This window comes from Mesorhizobium sp. Cs1299R1N3 (assembly GCF_037179625.1).
Lineage (GTDB): Bacteria > Pseudomonadota > Alphaproteobacteria > Rhizobiales > Rhizobiaceae > Mesorhizobium > Mesorhizobium salmacidum.
Genome location: NZ_JAPYKQ010000001.1, coordinates 1,101,678 through 1,121,975 on the forward strand (window position 1 = coordinate 1,101,678; position 20,298 = coordinate 1,121,975).

Annotated in this window: 23 protein-coding genes; 4 read left to right on the top strand and 19 right to left on the bottom strand. The window is 63.8% G+C overall.

The features are described 5' to 3' along the window. Positions 1-4: 4 nt before the first annotated feature. From O7B34_RS05145 to gcvA, 9 genes are all read right to left on the bottom strand, one after another. Positions 5-1,591: an FGGY-family carbohydrate kinase gene (locus O7B34_RS05145; protein WP_337145121.1), complete on the bottom strand. Its 1,587-nt coding sequence runs from the start codon at positions 1,589-1,591 to the stop codon at positions 5-7. Continuing rightward, positions 1,588-2,271, bottom strand: a complete 684-nt coding sequence (locus tag O7B34_RS05150; RefSeq protein WP_337145122.1) for an HAD family hydrolase — start codon at positions 2,269-2,271, stop codon at positions 1,588-1,590. Before O7B34_RS05150 ends, O7B34_RS05145 begins: the two co-directional genes overlap by 4 nt. Before the next feature lie 15 nt (positions 2,272-2,286). Continuing rightward, positions 2,287-3,765 carry a mannitol dehydrogenase family protein gene (locus tag O7B34_RS05155; protein ID WP_337145123.1) on the bottom strand — a complete coding sequence of 493 codons (1,479 nt, stop codon included), beginning with the start codon at positions 3,763-3,765 and terminating at the stop codon, positions 2,287-2,289. Positions 3,766-3,930: 165 nt separating this feature from the next. Further along, positions 3,931-4,701 (bottom strand): L-iditol 2-dehydrogenase, encoded by a 771-nt coding sequence (locus O7B34_RS05160; RefSeq protein ID WP_337145124.1) that lies wholly within the window; start codon positions 4,699-4,701, stop codon positions 3,931-3,933. Positions 4,702-4,711: 10 nt separating this feature from the next. Further along, positions 4,712-5,716, bottom strand: a complete 1,005-nt coding sequence (locus tag O7B34_RS05165) for an ABC transporter ATP-binding protein (protein WP_027145409.1) — start codon at positions 5,714-5,716, stop codon at positions 4,712-4,714. Positions 5,717-5,766: 50 nt separating this feature from the next. Continuing rightward, on the bottom strand, positions 5,767-6,591 hold the full coding sequence (locus O7B34_RS05170; protein ID WP_027145410.1) for a carbohydrate ABC transporter permease: 825 nt from the start codon (positions 6,589-6,591) through the stop codon (positions 5,767-5,769). Between the two features lie 208 nt (positions 6,592-6,799). Then, positions 6,800-7,672, bottom strand: coding sequence for a carbohydrate ABC transporter permease (locus tag O7B34_RS05175; protein ID WP_337145125.1), 873 nt, complete (start codon positions 7,670-7,672; stop codon positions 6,800-6,802). 123 nt (positions 7,673-7,795) lie between these two features. Then, positions 7,796-9,106 carry an ABC transporter substrate-binding protein gene (locus tag O7B34_RS05180; RefSeq protein WP_027145412.1) on the bottom strand — a complete coding sequence of 437 codons (1,311 nt, stop codon included), beginning with the start codon at positions 9,104-9,106 and terminating at the stop codon, positions 7,796-7,798. 224 nt (positions 9,107-9,330) lie between these two features. Then, positions 9,331-10,236 (bottom strand): transcriptional regulator GcvA, encoded by a 906-nt coding sequence (gcvA, locus tag O7B34_RS05185; protein ID WP_337145126.1) that lies wholly within the window; start codon positions 10,234-10,236, stop codon positions 9,331-9,333. A gap of 110 nt (positions 10,237-10,346) precedes the next feature. Here gcvA and O7B34_RS05190 point away from each other — a divergent pair, with 110 nt between their 5' ends. Continuing rightward, entirely contained in the window at positions 10,347-10,532 is a 186-nt protein-coding gene (locus O7B34_RS05190) for a hypothetical protein (protein WP_027145414.1), read from the top strand. A 23-nt stretch (positions 10,533-10,555) separates the two neighbouring features. On the opposite strand, the gene O7B34_RS05195 is transcribed toward O7B34_RS05190, so the two are convergent. Further along, positions 10,556-11,515 carry a sugar-binding transcriptional regulator gene (locus O7B34_RS05195; RefSeq protein WP_337145127.1) on the bottom strand — a complete coding sequence of 320 codons (960 nt, stop codon included), beginning with the start codon at positions 11,513-11,515 and terminating at the stop codon, positions 10,556-10,558. Positions 11,516-11,756: 241 nt separating this feature from the next. Between O7B34_RS05195 and O7B34_RS05200 the strand changes: the two genes are divergently transcribed. After that, on the top strand, positions 11,757-12,389 hold the full coding sequence (locus O7B34_RS05200; protein ID WP_337145128.1) for an HAD family hydrolase: 633 nt from the start codon (positions 11,757-11,759) through the stop codon (positions 12,387-12,389). 3 nt (positions 12,390-12,392) lie between these two features. Here O7B34_RS05200 and O7B34_RS05205 read toward each other — a convergent pair whose 3' ends face one another. The 9 genes from O7B34_RS05205 to ureC all read right to left on the bottom strand — a co-directional run bounded on the left by O7B34_RS05205 (position 12,393) and on the right by ureC (position 19,086). Next, positions 12,393-13,160 (bottom strand): class II aldolase and adducin N-terminal domain-containing protein, encoded by a 768-nt coding sequence (locus O7B34_RS05205; protein WP_337145129.1) that lies wholly within the window; start codon positions 13,158-13,160, stop codon positions 12,393-12,395. An 80-nt stretch (positions 13,161-13,240) separates the two neighbouring features. Continuing rightward, positions 13,241-13,882 carry an urease accessory protein UreG gene (gene ureG, locus O7B34_RS05210; protein ID WP_337145130.1) on the bottom strand — a complete coding sequence of 214 codons (642 nt, stop codon included), beginning with the start codon at positions 13,880-13,882 and terminating at the stop codon, positions 13,241-13,243. Further along, positions 13,879-14,319: a DUF3995 domain-containing protein gene (locus tag O7B34_RS05215; protein ID WP_337145131.1), complete on the bottom strand. Its 441-nt coding sequence runs from the start codon at positions 14,317-14,319 to the stop codon at positions 13,879-13,881. The genes ureG and O7B34_RS05215 overlap by 4 nt, the downstream gene beginning before the upstream one ends. Then, complete coding sequence (locus tag O7B34_RS05220; protein WP_337145132.1) at positions 14,316-14,987, bottom strand: urease accessory protein UreF; 672 nt, start codon at positions 14,985-14,987, stop codon at positions 14,316-14,318. The genes O7B34_RS05215 and O7B34_RS05220 overlap by 4 nt, the downstream gene beginning before the upstream one ends. Continuing rightward, positions 14,980-15,543, bottom strand: coding sequence for an urease accessory protein UreE (locus tag O7B34_RS05225; RefSeq protein ID WP_337145133.1), 564 nt, complete (start codon positions 15,541-15,543; stop codon positions 14,980-14,982). The genes O7B34_RS05220 and O7B34_RS05225 overlap by 8 nt, the downstream gene beginning before the upstream one ends. Then, positions 15,540-16,145: a glutathione S-transferase family protein gene (locus O7B34_RS05230; RefSeq protein ID WP_337145134.1), complete on the bottom strand. Its 606-nt coding sequence runs from the start codon at positions 16,143-16,145 to the stop codon at positions 15,540-15,542. Before O7B34_RS05230 ends, O7B34_RS05225 begins: the two co-directional genes overlap by 4 nt. Before the next feature lie 44 nt (positions 16,146-16,189). After that, positions 16,190-16,783: a hypothetical protein gene (locus tag O7B34_RS05235; protein WP_337142252.1), complete on the bottom strand. Its 594-nt coding sequence runs from the start codon at positions 16,781-16,783 to the stop codon at positions 16,190-16,192. Positions 16,784-16,820: 37 nt separating this feature from the next. Beyond that, positions 16,821-17,309, bottom strand: a complete 489-nt coding sequence (locus tag O7B34_RS05240; RefSeq protein ID WP_337145135.1) for a DUF29 domain-containing protein — start codon at positions 17,307-17,309, stop codon at positions 16,821-16,823. Between the two features lie 64 nt (positions 17,310-17,373). Continuing rightward, entirely contained in the window at positions 17,374-19,086 is a 1,713-nt protein-coding gene (ureC, locus tag O7B34_RS05245) for an urease subunit alpha (protein WP_442920936.1), read from the bottom strand. A 167-nt stretch (positions 19,087-19,253) separates the two neighbouring features. Here ureC and O7B34_RS05250 point away from each other — a divergent pair, with 167 nt between their 5' ends. Both O7B34_RS05250 and O7B34_RS05255 read left to right on the top strand, forming a co-directional pair. Then, complete coding sequence (locus tag O7B34_RS05250; RefSeq protein WP_337145136.1) at positions 19,254-19,631, top strand: hypothetical protein; 378 nt, start codon at positions 19,254-19,256, stop codon at positions 19,629-19,631. A 114-nt stretch (positions 19,632-19,745) separates the two neighbouring features. Then, positions 19,746-20,240: a hypothetical protein gene (locus O7B34_RS05255; RefSeq protein WP_337145137.1), complete on the top strand. Its 495-nt coding sequence runs from the start codon at positions 19,746-19,748 to the stop codon at positions 20,238-20,240. Positions 20,241-20,298: the final 58 nt, after the last annotated feature.

The following is a 20,298-nucleotide window of genomic DNA, read 5'->3' on the forward strand; positions in this document are numbered from 1 at the left end:
AAGCCTACCGGATCGCGTCGAGCATCTGCCGCTGCCGGTGCATTTCCAGGAAAATCCGGTAGTCGCGATCGAAGCGGGCGCCGGCCGCTGGGTTGGCGGCGCGTGTCCTGCCGCCCTGCTGCATGGCAAGGCAGGCGGCGTTGAGATCGGGGAAAAGCCCGGCGGCGGTCGCCGCCACCATGCCGGTGCCGAGCAGCACCGCCTCGTCGGCCAGCGGCTCGACCACCGTGCAGCCGGTGGCGTCGGCATAGAGCTCCATCAGCAGCGGGTTCTTGGTGTGGCCGCCGGTGACATGCAGCGTGTCGATCAGATAGCCGTTCTCGTTCAGCGCCTCCAGAACATGGCGCACGCCGAGCGCGATGCCGACGGCGGTGCGCCAGTAAAGCTTGCACAGGCTGTCGAAAGACGAATCCAGCGTCAGCCCGCTGACGACGCCAACGGCATGTGGGTCGGCGAGCGGCGAGCGGTTGCCGTGGAAATCCGGCAGCACATGCAGCCGGTCGGCAAGGCTGTCGCCCTCGGCGGCGCGCAATTCGGCGACGCGCGCGGCGATCCTGGCATGCATGGCCGCGTTCGGCTCGCCGCCGGCGCCGTGCCAGCGGATGATGTGGTCGAGCAGCGCGCCGGTCGCCGACTGGCCACCCTCCGACAGCCACAACTTCGGCAGTGCGGCTCCATAGTAAGGACCCCAGACACCGGCGAAAGGCTGCGGGTCGGGCGACATTGCCATGACGCAGGATGAGGTGCCGGCGATCAGCGCCAGATGGCGGCCGATATTCTGGTCGTCGCCGGCAAAGCCGCCGAGCACGCCAAGCGCCCCGGCATAGGCATCGATGACGCCTGCGCCGACGCGGCAGTTTTCGGTCAGGCCGAGTTCTGCCGCTGCCTGCGCCGTCAACGGACCGATATCGGCGCCGACCGGACTGGCCCGCTCCGGCAGATTGCCGTGATCAAAAAGATCGTCGAGGCCGACGAGTTCGAAGAAATCGCGCTGCCACGCGGTGTCCCGGTGCGCCAGATAAGTCCACTTCGCTGTCAGCGTGCATTGCGAGCGGGCCAGCGAGCCCGTCGCCTGCCAGGTCAGGAAATCGGTCAGGTCGAATAAATAGCCGGCTTCGTTCCACGTCTTCGGCAGATTGCGCTTCAACCACATCAGCTTCGGCGTCGCCATCTCGGGCGACATAACGCCGCCGATATAATTCAGCACCTCGTGGCCGCTCGCGGTGCATTCGTCGGCTTCGGCGATGGCACGGTGGTCGAGCCAGACAATGGTGTCCCAGCGCTTGTCGCCGCTGGTCGACACACTGAGCTGGCCGCCCTGCCTGTCACGCACGACCAGCGAACAGGTGGCATCGAAGGAGATACCGGCAATATGCTCGGCGGCGACGCCGGCCTTTTCCCGCGCGGCACGCACGGCGGTGCAGACGGCGGCCCAGATATCGCGTGAATCATGCTCGGCATGATCTGGCTTTGGCTGGTTCATGGCGATCGGCCGCTCGGCGCGGCCAAGCAAGGTACCACTGGCGTCGAGAATGCCCGCGCGAGCGCTCCCGGTGCCGACATCGACCGCGCAGACAAATTGTTTCGTCAAGATGCTCTAACTCTCGCTCCCAGGCCTGCAATCAAATCGGGCAATTGCAGCATGTCAGCGAATATAAAGTCCGGTTCGGTCGACGCAAGCCGCGCTTTCAATCCCGGATTGCCGGCGTGTGCGCCACCGGTGAAGGCGAAGACGCGCATATCCGCCGCGAGCGCGGCCGCGACGCCGGCCGGGCTGTCCTCGATGACCAGGCAATTTCGCGGTTGCGCCCGCATGGCGGCGGCCGCGTGGAGGAAAAGGTCCGGTGCCGGCTTGCCCCTGGCAACCATGGCGGCGCTGAACAGATGCGGCTCCATCAGCGTGAGCAGGCCGGTGACGTCGAGCGCGTAACGAATACGTTCCAGCGTGCCGGAAGAGGCGACGCAGTATGGCAGGCCGAGCTTCGGCAACATCTCCTTGACGCCGGCGATCGGCTTCAGCTCCTCACGGAACTTTCGCATGAGATCGACGCGCATGGCGGTGAGATGCTGATCGGTGATCTCCAGGCCGAAGTCGCGGCCGAGGATTTCGCGCACGCTCTTCATGCTCTTGCCGAGGAAATGCTCGTAGGCGGCGTCTTCGCCGACGCTGCCGCCGGCAAGTTCGATCATGCCGAGCAGCGCCGAGACGGAGAGCGCCTCGCTGTCGACCAGCACGCCGTCGCAGTCGAAGATGACCAGTTCAGGCGTCATGATGCCGGCTGGCTCTCAGAGCTTGCCGGCGAGATAGCGCGTCAGCGTGGCGCGCGCGCCATTGGCCCAGAGCACGTTGAGCGCGTGGGCGAAGGCCTCGACGAAGGCGGTGGCGCGGCCGACATCGCCATAGATATCGTCCATCGCAAGCCAGGCGGCGGGCGCGTCCTTTGCCGCCTTTGCAGTTGCCTGCATCCGGTCCCAGCTCGGGTCATTGGGCTCGATGACCGCCCCGCTGTCCGTCGTGCCGAAGCAGTAGCGGCACCACAGCGCCGATTCCAGCGCCAGACCGGCAACGCCTTTGCCGGCCTTCAGCCGGTCGGCGATGGTCGGAATGATGAATTTCGGCTGGCGGTTGGAGCCGTCGAGGCAGAGGCGGCGCACCGTGTCGCCGATCTTGGGATTGGAGAAGCGCTTCTCGATGAGCTGGTAATAGTCTTCCAGCACCGTGTCCGGCACCGGCGGCACTGTCGGTATAATCTCGTCATGCTCGAGCTTGTCGAGGAAACCGCGCACCAGCGGCTCCTGCATCGCCTCATGGACGAAGTGGATGTCCATCAGCCCGGCCGGGTAGGCGATGGTGGCGTGGCCGCCATTAAGGATGCGGATCTTCATCAGCTCGTAGGGGGCGACGTCCCTGACGAACTGCACGCCGACCTTTTCCAGCGGCGGGCGGCCATCGGTGAAATGGTCTTCCAGCACCCATTGCCGGAACGGCTCGCAGAACACCGGCCAATTGTCCTCGAGGCCGAAATCATCGGCAAGGATCTTGCGCTCACGGTCGCTGGTTGCCGGTGTGATGCGGTCGACCATGGCGTTTGGAAAGGCGACGTGGTCGCTGACCCAGCTCGCCAGATCCTCGTCGATCAGGCGGGCGAGACCTATCACCCCATCCGACGTGACATGGCCGTTGTGGGGAATGTTGTCGCAGGACATGACGGTGAACGGCACGATGCCATCCTGGCGGCGTCGCACGAGGCCGGCCAGGATGATGCCGAACACCGTTTTCGGTGTGGCGCCCGGCTGTGCGTCGGCGACGATGTCGGGATGGGTCGAGTTGAAGACGCCGGACGCCGGATCGATGAAATAGCCGCCTTCGGTGATGGTCAGCGATACGATCCTGATTGCCGGGTCGGCAAGCCGGTCGATGATGCCGGCCGCATCGCCCGGCATCAGGAAATCGATCATCGCGCCGGTGACGCGGGCACTCATGTGGCCTTCGTCCTGCTCGACAACCGTGGTCAGCCAGTCCTGCTCTTCGAGCTTGCCGCGGCCGATCTTCTCGCCGTCGAACACGCCAGCGCCAACCAGCGCCCAATCATGACCGACGCCTTGACCGAACAGGTCATCGAGATAGACGGCCTGATGCGAGCGGTGAAAATTGCCGACGCCGAAATGCACGATGCCGGCTTTCAACGCCGACCGGTCATAGTTCGGACCTGCGACCTTGGACGGAAGCGTGGCGAGGCTCGAGGAAGAGAGTTTCACGGTCATCTGCTTTACCCTTTGGCCGATTTGCAGCCCGACTGTTTCGCCTCCTTCGGGAGGGCGAGGATGAGGGGCCGCAGCTGGTTTTCCAGTATGCTGCCCCTCATCCGCCCCCGAGGCGCCTTCTCCGGAGGAAAAGAGAGAAGCGCCTTCCCCCTCAACTGGTCCTTTTCAACTCATCCATTGGCCGCCATCGACGTTGTAGGTCTGGGCGACGATGTATTCGGCCTCGTCACTGGCGAGAAACACGGCCATGCCTGCGAGGTCTTCCGGCTTGCCCATGCGGCCATACGGCACGCCTTCGCCGACCAGCCGTTTCTTTTCGCCTTTCGGCCGGTTCTCGTATTTGGCGAACAAGGCATCGACCTCGTCCCACATGTCGCTGTCGACGACGCCGGGCGCGATGCCGTTGACGTTGATGCGGTGCTTGATCAGGTCGAGCCCGGCCGACTGGGTCAGCGAGATGACCGCGGCTTTGGTGGCGCAGTAGACCGCGACCAGCGGCTCGCCGCGACGCCCGGCCTGGCTCGCCATGTTGATGATCCTGCCGCCCTTCCCCCGTGCGATCATCGACCGGCTTGCTGCCTGCAGCATGAACAGCGTGCCGGCGACATTGACGGAGAAAAGCTTTTCGTAGCTCGCCCGAGAGATCTCCACGATCGGCGCCAGGTCGAACAGAGCGGCGTTGTTGATCAGGATGTCGAGGCCGCCGGTCTTGTCCTCCACCGCTTTGACCGCGGCATCGATGGACACTTGGTCGGTGACATCAAGCTTGACGGCATAGGCGTTGTCGCCGATCGCGGCGGCCGTTTTCTCGGCGGCGTCAAGGTTGATATCGGCAATCGCCACCGTGGCGCCTTCGCGCACATAGGCTTCGGCGAAGGCTCTGCCGATGCCGCGCGCCGACCCGGTGATCAGCGCCGATTTGCCCTTCAGCCTCACTGCCCCATCCTCACTGGGCCATCGCCTTGCCGTCAGCGCCGAAGCGATGCAGCTTGGCCTTGTCGGGTGTAAGGTAGATCGTGTCGCCATGATGTACGGCCAGTTCGCCGTCGGCGCGCACCGTCAGCGGTCCGACGCCATCGGCCTGGACATGCAGGAACGTGTCGGAGCCCAGATGCTCGGCAACGCCGACCGTCGCCTTCCAGTCGCCCGCCGTGGTCGAGATCTGCATATGTTCGGGCCGGATGCCGATCGTCTTGGCGCGGTATTTGTCAGCCGGCGCACCCTCGATCAGGTTCATCTTCGGCGAGCCGATGAAGCCGGCGACGAACAGGTTGCGCGGCGTCTTGTAGAGCTCCATCGGCGAGCCGACCTGCTCGATGTTGCCGGCGTTCAAGACGACGATCTTGTCAGCCATGGTCATGGCCTCGACCTGGTCGTGGGTGACGTAGATCATCGTCGTCTTGAGCTGGTGGTGCAGCTCGCTGATTTCGAGCCGCATGGTGCCGCGCAGTGCCGCGTCGAGGTTGGACAGCGGTTCGTCGAACAGGAAGGCCGAGGGCTGGCGCACGATGGCGCGGCCGATGGCGACGCGCTGGCGCTGGCCGCCGGAGAGCTGGCCGGGACGGCGTTCGAGATAGTTGGTGAGGTTCAGCACGCGCGCCGCGTCCTTCACCTTCCTGTCGATGGTCGCCTGGTCCTCGCCCGCCATCTTCAGCGGGAAGGCGATGTTCTTGGCAACCGTCATGTGCGGGTAGAGCGCATAGGACTGGAACACCATGGCGAGCTTGCGCTTGGCCGGCGCCTCGCCGGTGACGTCACGGCCATCGATGTTGATGGTGCCGCCGCTGGTGTCCTCGAGGCCGGCGATCAGCCGCAGCAATGTCGACTTGCCGCAGCCCGACGGGCCGACGAAGACGACGAACTCGCCATTCTCGATCACCAGGTCGAGACCGGGGATGATGGACGTCGATCCAAACGATTTGGAGACGTTCTTGAGCGTGATGTTTCCCATGGTTTCCTCCCCGAGAGCTATTTTTCGCCGGTTGCTTCAGGCAATTTCCGTTACTTCACCGCACCAAAGGTCAGGCCGCGCACCAGCTGCTTCTGGCTGAACCAGCCCATGATCAGGATCGGCGCGATGGCCAGCGTCGAGGCCGCTGAAAGCTTGGCCCAGAACAAGCCTTGCGGGCTGGAGAAGGAGCTGATGAAGGCGGTCAGCGGAGCAGCGTCCGTGGTGGTCAGCCGGATGGTCCAGAATGCCTCGTTCCAGGCCAGGATGATGTTGAGCAGCATGGTCGAGGCGATGCCCGGCACCGCCATCGGCGTCAGCACGTAGATGATCTCGTTCCACAGCGACGCGCCGTCCATGCGGGCCGCTTCCAGGATCTCGCCGGGGATCTCGCGGAAGTAGGTGTAGAGCATCCACACCACGATCGGCAGGTTGATCAGCATCAGCATGACCATCAGGCCGATGCGCGAGTCCAGCAGGCCGAGATTGCGGAAGATCAGGTAGATCGGGAACAGCACGGCGACCGCCGGCATCATCTTGGTGGACAGCATCCACATCAGGATGTCCTTGGTCCGCTTGGTCGGCGAAAACGCCATCGACCAAGCCGCCGGAATGGCGACCAGCAGCGCCAGGATCGTCGAGCCGACGGAGAGCAGCACCGAGTTCAGGAAGAACTTGAAATAGCCGCTCTGCGCCTGGACCTCGGCGTAGCTTTCGAAGGTCCCCGATGGGATCAGGTTGAAGCCCTGGATTGCTTCCTGCTCCGACTTGAACGAGGTGATAATCGTATAGAGGATCGGGAAGAAGATCAGCAGGGCGACGATCCAGGCGGCGACGGTCGCGATTGTCTTGTGCTGGGTGGTGACTGCGCGTGCCATGATCAGGTTCTCCCGTATCGGCGATGGTGGCGGCAGGGTCGACCCCCACTCCGGTTTGCTGCGCAAACCACCTCTCCCCCGATCGACGGGGTAGAGGAAGGGCGCAGCTTCGATGCAGGCATTTCCTCTCCCCCGGGCAGGGGGAGAGGTGTCCCGCGCAGCGGGACGGAGTGGGGGTGGTTCAGCGCACGTGCCATCTTGACCTCCCTTACTTGTCCAGGTTCTTGCCGACGGCGCGCATGGCGAAGAAGGCGACGATGTTGGCGAGAATGACGGCGATCACACCGCCCGCGGATGCCTGGCCGATTTTGAACTCCAGCAACGCCTTCTGGTAGACAAGGAAAGGCAGGTTGGTGGAGGCATAGCCCGGGCCGCCATTGGTGGTGACCAGTATCTCGGCATAGACGGAAAGCAGGAAGATCGTCTGGATCAGGATGACCACGGTGATCGCCCGCGACATGTGCGGCAGCGTCAGATAGATGAAGCGGCTGACGAAGCCGGCGCCATCCATCTCGGCGGCCTCCTTCTGCTCGCCGTCGAGCGACTGCAGCGAGGTCAGGAGGATCAATGTCGCGAAAGGCAGCCACTGCCAGGCGACGATGATGATGATCGCCGTCATCGGATGCTGCCCGAACCAGTCGATCGGTTGCGCCCCGAAAAAGCGGGCTATGTCGGCGAAGACGCCATATTGCGGGTGCATAATCATGTTCTTCCACACCAGCGCCGCCACCGGCGGCATGACGAAGAACGGCGAGATGACGAGAATGCGCACGATCCCCTGGCCCCACATCGGCTGATCGATGAGCAGCGCCAGCAGGATGCCGCCGATCACCGTGATCAGCAGCACGCTGACCACCAGGACAAGCGTGTTGAGGATCGACTGCAGGAAAGCCGGGTTGGAATAGAACAGCGCGTAATTCGAGAGGCCGACGAAGCCATCGCGCATCGGATTAAGCGGATTGTACTGCTGGAAGGAGAACCACAGCGTGAGAGCGAGCGGAACAACCATCCAGACCAGCAGCAGCACCACGGAGGGCGCCATCATGAATCGGGCAAGCGAACGGGTCTGCTGAGTAGCCATGACGGTCACCCTTCAAGGATCAAACTGAATTATCAGAGGCGTTGAAGGCGGCCGCCCGAACTGGGTTTCGGGCGGCCGTTGCCGGTCATGGTCGTCGGCCGGCATTCGGCACCGGGAGGAGCCTTACTTGATATAGCCGCCCTCGGTCATCGCCGCGGTCGCGGCGTCCTGGGCCTGCTTCAGCGCATCGTCGACGCTCGACTGACCGGCAAGAGCCGCCGAGAAGAGCTGGCCGACAGTGGTGCCAAGGCCCTGGAATTCGGGGATGGCGACGAACTGTACGCCGACATAGGGCACCGGCTTGACGGTCGGATGCGTCGGGTCGGCGGCGTTGATGGAGTCCAGCGTCATCTTGGCGAACGGAGCCGCCTTCTGGTACTCGGGATTGGCATAGAGCGAGGAGCGCGTGCCCGGAGGTACGTTGGCCCAGCCTTCCTTCGACGCGACGAGCTCCGCATAGTGCTTGCTGGTCGCCCAGGAGACGAACTTCTCGGCGGCGTCGGCCTTCTGCGTGCCGGCCGGGATCGCGAGCGACCACGCCCATAGCCAGTTGCCGCGCTTGCCCAGGCCGTTATCGGGTGCCAGGGCGTAGCCGACCTTGTCGGCGACGGTCGAGTTCTTCGGGTCGGAGACGAAGGACGCCGCCACGGTGGCGTCGATCCACATGCCGCACTTGCCCTGCTGGAAGAGCGCCAGGTTCTCGTTGAAGCCGTTGGACGAGGCGCCCTCGGGACCGTCGGCCTTCATCAGGTCGACATAGAACTGCAGCGTCTTCTTCCACTCGGGCTGATCGAACTGCGGCTTCCAGTTCTCGTCGAACCAGCGGGCGCCGAATGAGTTCGACATGGCGGTCAGGAAGGCCATGTTCTCGCCCCAGCCGGCCTTGCCGCGCAGGCAGACGCCGTTCACGCCACTGGCGCGATCGGTCATCTTGTCGGCGGCCTGCTTGATGAAGTCCCAGGTCGGCGCGTCGGGCATCTTGAGGCCGGCCTTCTCCATCAGGTCCTTGCGGTACATGACGAAGGAGCTTTCGCCGTAGAAGGGCGCGGCATAGAGCTTGCCGTCGACCGAGAGGCCGCCGGCGATGGCCGGGATGATATCCTTGGCGTCGTAGTCGTCGCCGAGCTTGTCGAGCGGCAAGAGCCAGCTCTGCTTGGCCCAGATCGGAACCTCGTAGGTGCCGATGGTCATCACGTCATACTGGCCGCCCTTGGTGGCGATGTCGGTGGTGACGCGCTCGCGCAGCACGTTCTCTTCGAGCGTGACCCAGTTGAGCTGAATATCGGGGTTGGCCTTGGTGAAGTCGTCGGTCAGCTTCTGCATGCGGACCATATCGCCATTGTTGACTGTGGCGATGGTGATGGATTCGGCGTGTGCGGCGAACGCAAGCGCGCTGGCGGACAACAAGCCCAGGGTGAGCGTGCGAAGTTTCATCAAATTCCTCCCATAAACCAAGATGAGCATTTGCCTTGGCTGTGAGCAATTACTCACTTGGTGTGAATTATGTCAAGCCGGATTCGATGCTGCAGCGCAGCACGCGACCCAGCCAATGGCGACGGAGGGTTGGCGACAGTGCTCGAATTGCCGCCACCTGGAATGCGGGCGACGGGACCAAAAGCCTCTCGAACGAGATGTGGTTTTCTTGTCCGGTCTGCCGGTCAGCAGGCGATCTCGGCCAGCAGCCAGTCGCGGAAGGCGCGGATCTTGGGCACGTTGCGGCGCGCCTCGGGGTAGACCAGCCAGTAGGCGTGCCCGTCGTCGCCAACCAGGTCGAAAGGCTGGATCAGCCGGCCGTCCGCGAGTTCGGCCTTGAACAGCGCCCGGGTCAGGATCGCCACCCCATGGCCCGATATGGCCGCGTTGGCTTCATAGGCCTGCGCGCCCATGCTGCTGCCGGGACGCTTGGCAAGGTCATGGCTATGCACGCCGGCGGCCTCGAACCATTGCGTCCACCAGATGTCGCTGGGATCGAGGATCGGCAGCTTGAGCAGATCGGCCGGTTCATTGATGCCGCCGATGCTCGCCGCGAGCTTCGGGCTCAGCATCGGCGTGAAATCGGCATCGAGCAGCTTGTGGGCTTCCAGCCCCGGCCATTTGCCGCCGCCCGAACGGATGGCAAGGTCGACATCCTCGCGGGCGAAATCCGTCAGCCGGCTCGACGTCTCGAGCCGCACGGCAAGCGACGGGTGCGCGATCTGGAACGCGCCGAGGTGGTGCGCCAGCCAGTTGGAGGCAAAGGTCAGCACGGTGGTGACACATAGCAGCCCGTCCGCGCCGCCGCGCGCGGCGGCATAGGCCTGGCTAAGAATGGCGAAGGCCTCGCTGACGGCCGGCGCCAGGCGTTGGCCGGCTTCCGTGAGTTCGATCTGTCGCGGCCGGCGCAGGAACAGCGGCGCGCCGACGCGCTCTTCCAGCACCTTGATCTGATAGCTGACCGCCGCTTGCGTCATGGCGAGTTCACCAGCGGCCTTGGTGAAGGAAAGGTGCCGCGCCACCGCCTCGAACACCCGGATCGCCTGCAGCGGCGGGAGTTGCGAAACCTGTGGCGCGCTGAGGTCAGGCATAAGGCGTCCTTATGGGTCGTTATCGACGTTCGATTGGCAAAGGCGGCCGGCAAGGCCGACATTGATGCTCAACCCGTCATTCGGGTTCAGGATAACGAAGGTTGACGATCATGACCATGGCGCAGCAAAAATGCACTCCCGCTCCCGATCATCGCTGGATTTCGTGGCTTGTGGACGGGTTCGGCTGGTTCGCGACCAGAAAAAAGGCACATCTTGATATCAGGGACCTGTCGCCGCATCTGCTGCGCGACCTCGGTTTTCTCGACGGCAACGACCCTTTCGGCCGGCACCAATAGCCTTGCTGGCTTTATCGCAGGAGTCAGAGGCCGGCCAGCAGGGCGGCCGCCGTCCGCTCGTCGGTGATGAGGCCATTGACCAGTCGGCGATTCACGGCCGCCATGATACCCGGCAGCTTGCGCTCGCCCATGGCAAGCGCAATGACCAGCGACTTCTCACGCGACGGCAGCGCCGCCGACGACACCCGGTCATTGGTGATGCCCTCGATCATGCGGCCCTCGCGATCGAACACCCAGCCGACGATTTCGGCGACGCCGCCGGCCTTCTGCAGGGCTTTCAGTTCGCTTTCGGAAATGAAGCCATCCTCGTAGAGCGGCGCCTTCGGGCCGAGATCGCCAATGCCGATGAAGGTGACATCGGCCTCGGCGGCAAGTGCCAGCGTCGGCTGGATCATCGGCTGGTTGAGCAGCATCTCGCGCTCCTGCGGCGAGGAGGCGATGACCGGCAGCGGCATCGGGAAGGACCGCGCCTTGACCCTGTCGGCCATGGTGAAGATGACGTTGTAGAAGGCAGCCGAACCATCCGGCGAGATGTTGCCGGTCAAGGACACCACCTTGTGCTGCGGGCATTCCATCGGCGGCAATTGTTCGATCGCCGCCTTCAGCGTGCGTCCGGTGCCGATGCCCATGACGAGCGGTGTCGGCGACCGAAGGCGCCGCTCGATCTCGGCGGCCGCCGCTTCGGCGATGCCGATGGTCGTGGAGGATGAACTGGGGTCACTCGGCACCACCTCGACAAGGTCGAGCGCGAAGCGCGATTTCAGCCGCGCGGCAAGGTCCAGGCAGTTGGCGATCGGATGATCGACGCGGACCTTGATCAGGCCTTCCGATACCGCCAGCGACACCAGCCGCTGCGCCGTCTGCCTCGATATGCCAAGCGTGGCGGCGATCTGGTCCTGTGTGTTGCCGGCAACATAGTAGAGCCAGCCGGCGCGCGCCGCGTCGTCCAGCCTGTTGGTGCCGCCATCCTGCCGGGTATTCACGTCCTGCCTCCCGAAACCGCCGATCATCAGGCGGTCATATCAGTTTCGCAGGGAATGACCGCCTGCGCAATTGTCAATCTCAGGAGCAAATGCTTACACCGATACAGCGGAGTTTTCTTCACTATCATCCGGCAGGAGAAAGCGCGGTGGGTTCCGTTTTCATCAGAAGGCATGTTCTATGGCCGCCAAAGGTTTATCTCCCGGCGCAAACCCTTTAAGGGATCGCAAAAAGGAGCGCTGCATGACACCGAAGGCGGTTTTCTGGGACATGGACGGCACGCTGGTCGACAGCGAACCGCTGCACGAGGCAGCCCTCATTGCAGCGATGCGCAATGCCGGCCTCACGCCGCCTGACGATCTGCATGAGCGCGTGCTGGGCGTCGCCGCCTGGCCGGTCTACGAAATGATGCGCGACGAGTTCGGGCTGCAACTGCCCTTCGACGAATGGATCGTTCACAAATATGAGCATTACCTGCCGCTGGTCGAGGCGCTGAAGCCGCGCCCAGGCGCGATCGAGGTCTTCAACGAACTGCGCGCGCTCGGCGTGCAGCAGGCGGTGGTCTCCAATTCGGACCGGATGATCGTCGACGCCAACCTGCACATGGTGGGGCTGACTTACCCCGGCATGAAGACGATCAGCCGCAACGACGTGCGCGAAGGCAAGCCGCACGCCGAGCCTTTCCTGCGCGCCGCCTATCTGGCGGACGTCGATCCCGCGCACGCCGTCGCGGTCGACGACAGCTGGCCGGGCGCCATGGCGGGGCTGGCGGCGGGAATGAAGACCATCTTCTGGCCTGAAAAGCCGATGGAAGGACCGCCCGGCGCGGTCGTCATCAACAGCGCCGCGGAATTGCGGGCTCAGCTCGGACTGTAGCCCTCAGTTCCGGTACACCGGCTCCTGCTCGTCGAGGATCGCCTTCAACTCGGCAAGATGGCGTTCGGCCTGGCCTGGATAATCGTCCATCTCGCTCGCCGCCTTCTCGGCAATCGCGTCGGAGAGCGTGCGCAGCGGCCGGCCGGTCCACAGCGCCTTGATGTAGGTCTCGGCGGCGCGCTCGAAATAGAACATGCGGTTGAAAGCATCGGCGACGGTGTCGCCGATAACCAGCACGCCATGGTTGCCCATCACCATTACCTTGACCTTGGGGTCGGCGAGAAGCTGCGAGCAGCGTTCACCCTCTTCCTCGAAGGCCAGCCCGCCATAATGCGCGTCGACGACGTGACGGTTGAAGAACATCGCCGAATTCTGGTCGATCGGCGGCAGCGTCGAGTCGGCAAGCGAGGCCAGCACGGTGGCGTGGATTGAATGGACATGCATGACGCAGCGCGCGTGCGGTACGTTGCGATGGACGGCTCCGTGCAGCCCCCATGCCGTCGGGTCGGGTGCATTCGGCCCTGAAAGCGTGCCGGGGTCGTTGGCGTCGATCTCGATCAGGTCACTCGCCTTGATGCGCGAGAAATGCACCTGGTTCGGGTTCATCAGAAACCTGGTGCCGTCGTCGTTGACGGCCAGCGAGAAATGGTTGGCCACCGCCTCATGCATGTTGAGCCGCGCCGTCCAACGGAAGGCGCAGGCAAGATCGACGCGCTCTTCGTAGAAGGGCAGGTTGGTCAGCGTTTCCTTCTGCAGGCGGGCAATGCTCATCCTAGAATTCCTCCGGTTTCGGCAAGAATGCCGCGCTCCGCTGGTGCCCGCAACCGCTTTCGCTTGGTGCAGACCGCCAGCTATGCCGCCGTGCTTGCGGCGCCCACAGTCCGCAATCCGCCGTGCTCGACGATGAAATCGATCACCTCCTGCAGGCCCTTGCCGCGCGAAAGATCGGTGAAGCCGAACGGCCGCTTGCCGCGCATGCGGCCGGCGTCGTTCTCCATGACGTCGAGATTGACGTTCACATAGGGCGCCAGGTCGCTCTTGTTGATGATGAGGAAATCGGAACGCGTGATCGCCGGGCCGCCCTTTCTCGGAATCTCTTCGCCCTGGCAAACCGAGATGACATAGAGCGTCAGGTCGGCAAGGTCCGGTGAGAAGGTGGCGGCCAGGTTGTCGCCGCCGGATTCGATGAAGATGATGTCGAGATCGGGAAATTTGCGGTTCAGCTCGGCGATAGCCTGCAAATTGATCGAGGCGTCTTCGCGAATGGCGGTGTGCGGGCAGCCGCCGGTCTCGACGCCGACGATACGGTCCTCCGGCAGCGCCTGCAGCCGGGCCAGCATCATGGCGTCTTCCCTGGTGTAGATGTCGTTGGTGACGACGGCGATGGAAAACTCGTCGCGCAGCGCCTTGCAGAGTTTTTCGGTGAGCGTCGTCTTGCCGGAACCGACGGGGCCGCCAATGCCTATACGAAGAGGACCGTTCGCTTGTGTCATGTCGGAAACTCCATAATGGCAAGAACCGCGAAGCCGAGCCCGATCAGCAGGCACAGCGGCGAATAGAGACTGGTATCGAGCCGCGCGAAAGGCTGTTGCGGTGCCAGCCGGCGCCACCAGGGCGTGAAACCGGCGATACCGCGCCCCAGGAACACCAGACCGATCAGCATCGACGTGGCGGCAAGCCCCTCCCTTGGAAACGGCGAGGCAAAGAACCCGATGAGCGCCAGCGGCCACAGCGTTGCCAGGCCAAGGCAAGCGGCAACGGCGAAACTGGCTAACGGCGTCGGCATTTCGTCGACGCCCCGAAATCCGACCACGGCGTGGGCGCAGGACGCCGCATCCCTACCCGGCCAGATGCCGCCGATGCCCCAATAGACATGCAGTGCCGTGATCAGCAGCAGGACGAATGAGAGGACGAAGGCGAGGAGGATCATGAGCGGAACAGTCGTGAGTACTGGGTTTCGTGCTTCATCGCCACGATGTCGGAGATGAAGGCGCAGCCGCCGAGATCGTCCGGTATCGAGCGGGACGCGCGGGCAGCGGTCGAGAGCGCCAGCGGCTCGAACCCTGCCAGCAGCGTCGTGGCCTCGTTCTGGCCGATGACGCCGAGCCGGATCGCGGCCTGGACGAGGTTGGAGAAGAAGGCTTGCAGGAAGGCGGACAGCGCGTCCTGCAGCGCAATGCCGTTGCCGCCGGCGACAGTGCCGACAGCGACGCAATAGGCGCATTCGGCCGGCAAGCGCTCCAGCACTGGATTGGGCCAGGCGGCGGCGGCCTTAAGAAAGGCCGCACCTTGCAGCATGGTCTCGGTGTGGCGTTCGCGCGAGCCGGCCAACGCCTCGGCCAGTGCTGCGACTTCGGCCAGATCGCCGCCTTCGCGGGCGCGGCGCCAGCTCTCGGCGAACAGCACGGCATCGTTCCAGCCCGAACCCATCTCGACCAGCGTCTCCAGCCAGCCGGCAAGGCCAGCGGCATCGGTCACCAAGCCATCATGCACCGCCCTCTCAAGGCCATGGCTATAGGCAAAGCCGCCGACCGGAAAGGCCGGCGACAGCCATGCCATCAGCCGCAGCAGGGCGATGCCGCAGGGCTGGTCAGTCATGATGATGATCGTGATGCGAATGCGCGTGGCTGTGCGAATGGGATTCGCCGTGGCCATGGCTGTGCGCCTCGGCGTGGGCGTGGCCATGCCCGCCGGAATAGGCGCCGCGGACCGGCTTGAACGGTTCCGAGACATCGCGCACCGTGGCGCCGAGCCCCTCCAGCATCGCCTTGATGACGTGGTCGCGCAGGATGAGGATGCGGTGCGCCTCGATGCCGGCGGCGAGATGGCGGTTGCCGATATGCCAGGCGAGTTCGGTCAGATGCACGGCGTCGCGGGCGCGGATGTCATAGACCTCCTCGGGCGCCGCGACGATCTCGATATGGCGGCCGTCCTCCAGCACCAGCCTGTCGCCGTCGTTGAGGGCAACAGGCTCGGGCAGGTCGACCAGCACCTTGCTGCCGTCGGCAAGTTCGACGGCGCGGCGGCGCAGATGCCGCTCGTCATGGGCGAGAACCGCACGGCCGGATGGCGCGGTGGCTCCAACACTGCCCGCAGGCAGCACCGAGACGGCGCGCGGGAATTTGGTGAAGTCGGTGTTGAGGTTGAGCTTCATTTCATGGAGCCTCCGTTAGCTTGCGCCCGCGCACGGGCAGGCCGCGACAACACGCGGTCGAAATAGGCGTTGACGCGGTCGGAGTCGATCGGGAACCGGCCGGCACGCGCCCAGCCGCCCATGTCGCCGAGCAGCACGTCGACAGCCGAGAACCGGTCGCCCAGCGCGAACAGCCGGTCGCCGAGCCGGCGGTCCAGCGCCTTGACCTCCGTGGCGAAGTCATAGGCCGCGGCAGGACCGACATCGACCCGAATCTCTTTCGGCAAGAGGAAACGATGGCGCAGCTTGTTCCACAGCGGCGCTTCGAACTCCGACTGGGCAAAATGCATCCAGGAATCCATCTCGGCACGGCCGGCGAGGCCGAGATTGGCGCCCATGCCTTTGTCGGCGTGCTTCTCCGCCAGATAGACGCAGATCGCCGCCGAATCCGTCACCGTCAGCTCACCATCGATGAGGATTGGCACCTTGCCCGACGGGTTGAGCGCATAGGCTTCCGGCGAGCGGAGCTTGACCTCGACGAACTCATAAGGCTCCCCGAGCTCCTCGAGCATCCAGAGGGCGCGGCTGACCCGGGATCCGCGCGATCCGACGGCCTTGTACATCGTTGAACCTGCCTTTCCCCGGAACACTAGATCATCGGGAGGTGTCATACGATCGTGTCGAAGAGCCGCAGGATGAACGATATCTGGTAGATGAGCGCGGCCGCGACGAAGGCGATGTGGAAGCGGCGGTCGCGCACCAGGATCGCGGCGATGCAGAGCGCGACGAAGACCGGCGTGCGGAACAGATATTCGTTGCCGAAGCGGGCGAAATGCTCCGGACCTTTCAACAGGGTGTCGATGACGTCCAGCAGATAGGTCCCCGCCAGTAGTCCAAAGAACCAGGCGCGGCGCGAATAGAAGAAATCCTCGTAGCTGGTGTAGTCCAGCATCGAATCCGGAAACAGCAGCGCGCACAGCAGGAACAGCGTGATGGCGTAGAAAATGATGAAAAGGTATTTGCCAAAGGTCCACGTCTCGATGGCGTAGAGGTCGAACTCCCACCACCAGAAATGCACCAGCATCAACAGCACCGAGGCGACCCAGGCCAGATGCACGGGATAGAGACGGTACTGGCCAGGATGCTGGACGATGCGCGCCACCCCCGACAGCAGGCGGGCGACGCCAAGTCCGATCACCATGCCCATGACGATGCGGATATGCGGGAAGATGTCGTGGGCGGAGGCTATTTCGGTGGCCATGGATCTTGGAAGAAACGCTGGTGGGAAAAAGAGGCAGCTAGTCTCGCAGGAAATCACCCATCGAAAGGGGGCCGCCAGGCCAAAATCTCCCATCGAGCGCCTGCTTGGCATTGAACGGTGGCTCACTTGGAAATTGCGATTTCCGCAGGCCGGTTTCCTGAATGGCAATGGGCAACGCGTCTTTGTAGGACTGATCGAAGATTTGAGCCGGATAGCGACGAAGACTCGGACTATCCTTGAGGATACCTTCGACCCAGACACGCTGCTCGGAAATCGACGATTGCCAGCTGTGGCATCTGTGGCCCGGCTGGAATTCCCATTTCAGGAGGTGTGCAATCAACACCCGCATCCGGCTGCGAATTTCTCTCCGGTCACTTCTCCCCAAGCTTTCTATCTCCTCGGCAAGGTTCTCGCGGTCGAGATCGGAGAGACGACCCTCGCGCAGCAACGCACCCTGCTCGGCGCACCACTGGGCGTAGTCTGTTTCATAGGGTGTCATGGCCCTGAGACGGTCAATCCTGTTCATATGCGCATAATGCCCTAAAGCGCGCCGCGTTTAAACGGCTTCTTGGCGCGGGCACCGGTGAGGCTCAAAACAGAAAATACCGTTGTGCCATCGGCAGCACCGTCGCCGGTTCGCAGGTCAGCAACTCGCCATCGGCGCGGACTTCGTAGGTTTCCGGATCAACCTCGATATGCGGCGTGGCGTCGTTGAGCACCATCGAGTGCTTGCCGATGCCGCCGCGCGTGTTTTCGACGGCGACGAACTGCTTGTCGACGCCAAGCCTGCCGTGCAAACCTGATTCGAGCGCGGCCTTCGAAACGAAGGTCACCGACGAATTGGTCCGGGCTTTGCCATAGGCACCGAACATCGGCCGGTAGTGCATCGGCTGCGGCGTCGGGATCGAGGCGTTGGGGTCGCCCATCGGGGCGGCGGCGATCATGCCGCCGATCAGCACCATGTCCGGCTTGACGCCGAAGAAGGCCGGGTTCCACAGCACCAGGTCGGCGCGTTTGCCGACCGCGATCGAGCCGATCTCCTTCGAGAGGCCGTGGGCGATGGCCGGGTTGATGGTGTATTTGGCGATATAGCGACGGACGCGGAAATTGTCGTTGTCGCCGGTCTCCTGCGGCAGTGACCCGCGCTGGCGCTTCATCTTGTCGGCGGTCTGCCAGGTCCGGATCGCCACCTCGCCGACGCGGCCCATGGCCTGGCTGTCGGACGAGATGATCGAGAAGGCGCCGATGTCGTGCAGGATGTCCTCCGCCGCGATGGTTTCCTTGCGGATGCGGCTCTCGGCGAAGGCGATGTCCTCGGGGATCGACGGCGACAGATGATGGCAGACCATCAGCATGTCGAGATGCTCGGCCAGCGTGTTGACGGTGTAGGGCCGCGTCGGGTTGGTCGAGGACGGGATGACGTTGGGAAGGCCGCAGACCTTGATGATGTCAGGCGCATGGCCACCACCCGCACCTTCGGTGTGGAAGGCATGGATGGTGCGGCCCTTGATCGCCGCCACCGTGTTCTCGACAAAGCCGCTCTCGTTGAGCGTGTCGGTGTGGATCATCACCTGCACGTCGTAGTCGTCGGCGACCGACAGGCAGCAGTCGATCGCGGCCGGCGTCGTGCCCCAGTCCTCGTGCAGTTTGAGCGAGCAAGCGCCGCCCAGCACCATTTCCTCGAGTGCGGCGGGCAGCGAGGCGTTGCCTTTGCCCGACAGGCCGATATTCATCGGAAAAGCGTCGAAGGACTGGATCATGCGCGCCATGTGCCATGGCCCCGGCGTGCAGGTGGTGGCCAGCGTGCCATGCGCCGGGCCGGTGCCGCCGCCGAGCATGGTGGTGATGCCCGACATCAGCGCTTCCTCGATCTGCTGTGGGCAGATGAAGTGGATATGCGCGTCGAAGCCGCCGGCGGTGAGTATCTTGCCCTCGCCGGCGATGATTTCGGTGCCGGGACCGATGATGATAGTGACGCCATCCTGCGTATCAGGATTGCCGGCCTTGCCTATTGCGGCGATACGGCCATCCCTGAGGCCGATATCGGCCTTGAAGATGCCGGCACTGGCATCGATCACCAGCGCGTTGGTGATGACGGTGTCGACCGCGCCCTGGGCACGGGAAACCTGGCTCTGGCCCATGCCGTCGCGAATGACCTTGCCGCCGCCGAATTTCACCTCCTCGCCATGAATGGTGAAATCCTTCTCGACCTCGATGATCAGCTCGGTGTCGGCAAGCCGCACTCTGTCGCCAACGGTCGGGCCGTACATCTGGGCGTAGGCGGCACGGGTTAGTCTGGCCATCAGCGATTGCTCCCGAAATGCGGTATGATCGAAGCCCGTCTGCACATTGTCGCCATCCAATGGTCACGCAATGACCCGCTGGGCGACACCTTCTGATCCCATTTGGCGGTTGAGGTTAGGACGCCACCCCAAAGCGACCGTTTGCCAAATCGATGGAAGGAAAATCCATGCGCAAAACGATAGTTCTTGCAACCGCCGCCAGCCTGATGCTGGCTGGTGCCGCCAGTGCCCAGCAGCAGCCCGCGCAACAGCCCGCTCCGACCGCGCCGGCTCCAGCCGCCCCTGGCGGTCAGCAGGCCGCGCCAGCGATCCAGAGCGTCAACGTCGTCGACATCAGCGAGTTGCCGAAGGACACGCAGACGCAGGTCAACCAGGTGATCGCGCAGCGTGGCGACGCCGGCCTGCAGAAACTGCGCAGTTCGATCGACGCCACCCCCAAGGTGAAATCCGCTCTCCAGGCCAAGGGAATGACCTCGGCTCAGGTGGTCGCGGCCAGCATGGAGCCGAATGGCGCGCTGACCCTGATCACCAAGAAAGCGAGTTAAGGACCCGGCGTGGCGGGCCGGTATCCGGTCCGCCCGCCGAATCGTGACGGGAACCGTGGCAGGGCCGGAGTCGTTTCGTTTCCTGAGCGTCGAAACAAACCGCGAAAGTGGACGATGACCGACACCACCTTGCCCGATGCCCGTTGGCTGCACGCCGTTGCCGCGGCTGCGTTTCTCGCGGCGAGCGTTCCCCACGCCGCGCTGAACGCGCAGGGCCTTCAAAGCCCGGAAACTGTCGACCGGATCGTCGGCTCGCAAGTCAACCAGGAAGAGGCCAAGACGACCGCCGAGATCGGAAAGGTCAATTCGGCGATCGACCGCACGCGCGAAAACATCAGCACGGTGCGCAAGACGTCCAAGCTCGACAAGGTCGATATCGTGTTCCTGACCGACGCGGCGCGCAGCGAGGGCGGCCCGCCGCCGGCCATCGAGAACAAGGTTAGGCAGCATCAGGACGATGTCGCGGAACTGCGCAAGGAGATCGAGGCCAACGCCCTGCTTTACAATGCCATCGAGTCGCGGCGTGTGCTTGCCGATGATGTGCTCGCCGTGGAGTTCGATGATCCCGGAAAGATCGTCATCTATGCGGCTGCCAAGCCGTCGGGCTGAGCGGCGCGCAGTGCTTGCGTTCATGCCTGCCCTGAAGCCGCTCGCCGGCCTTGCGCGC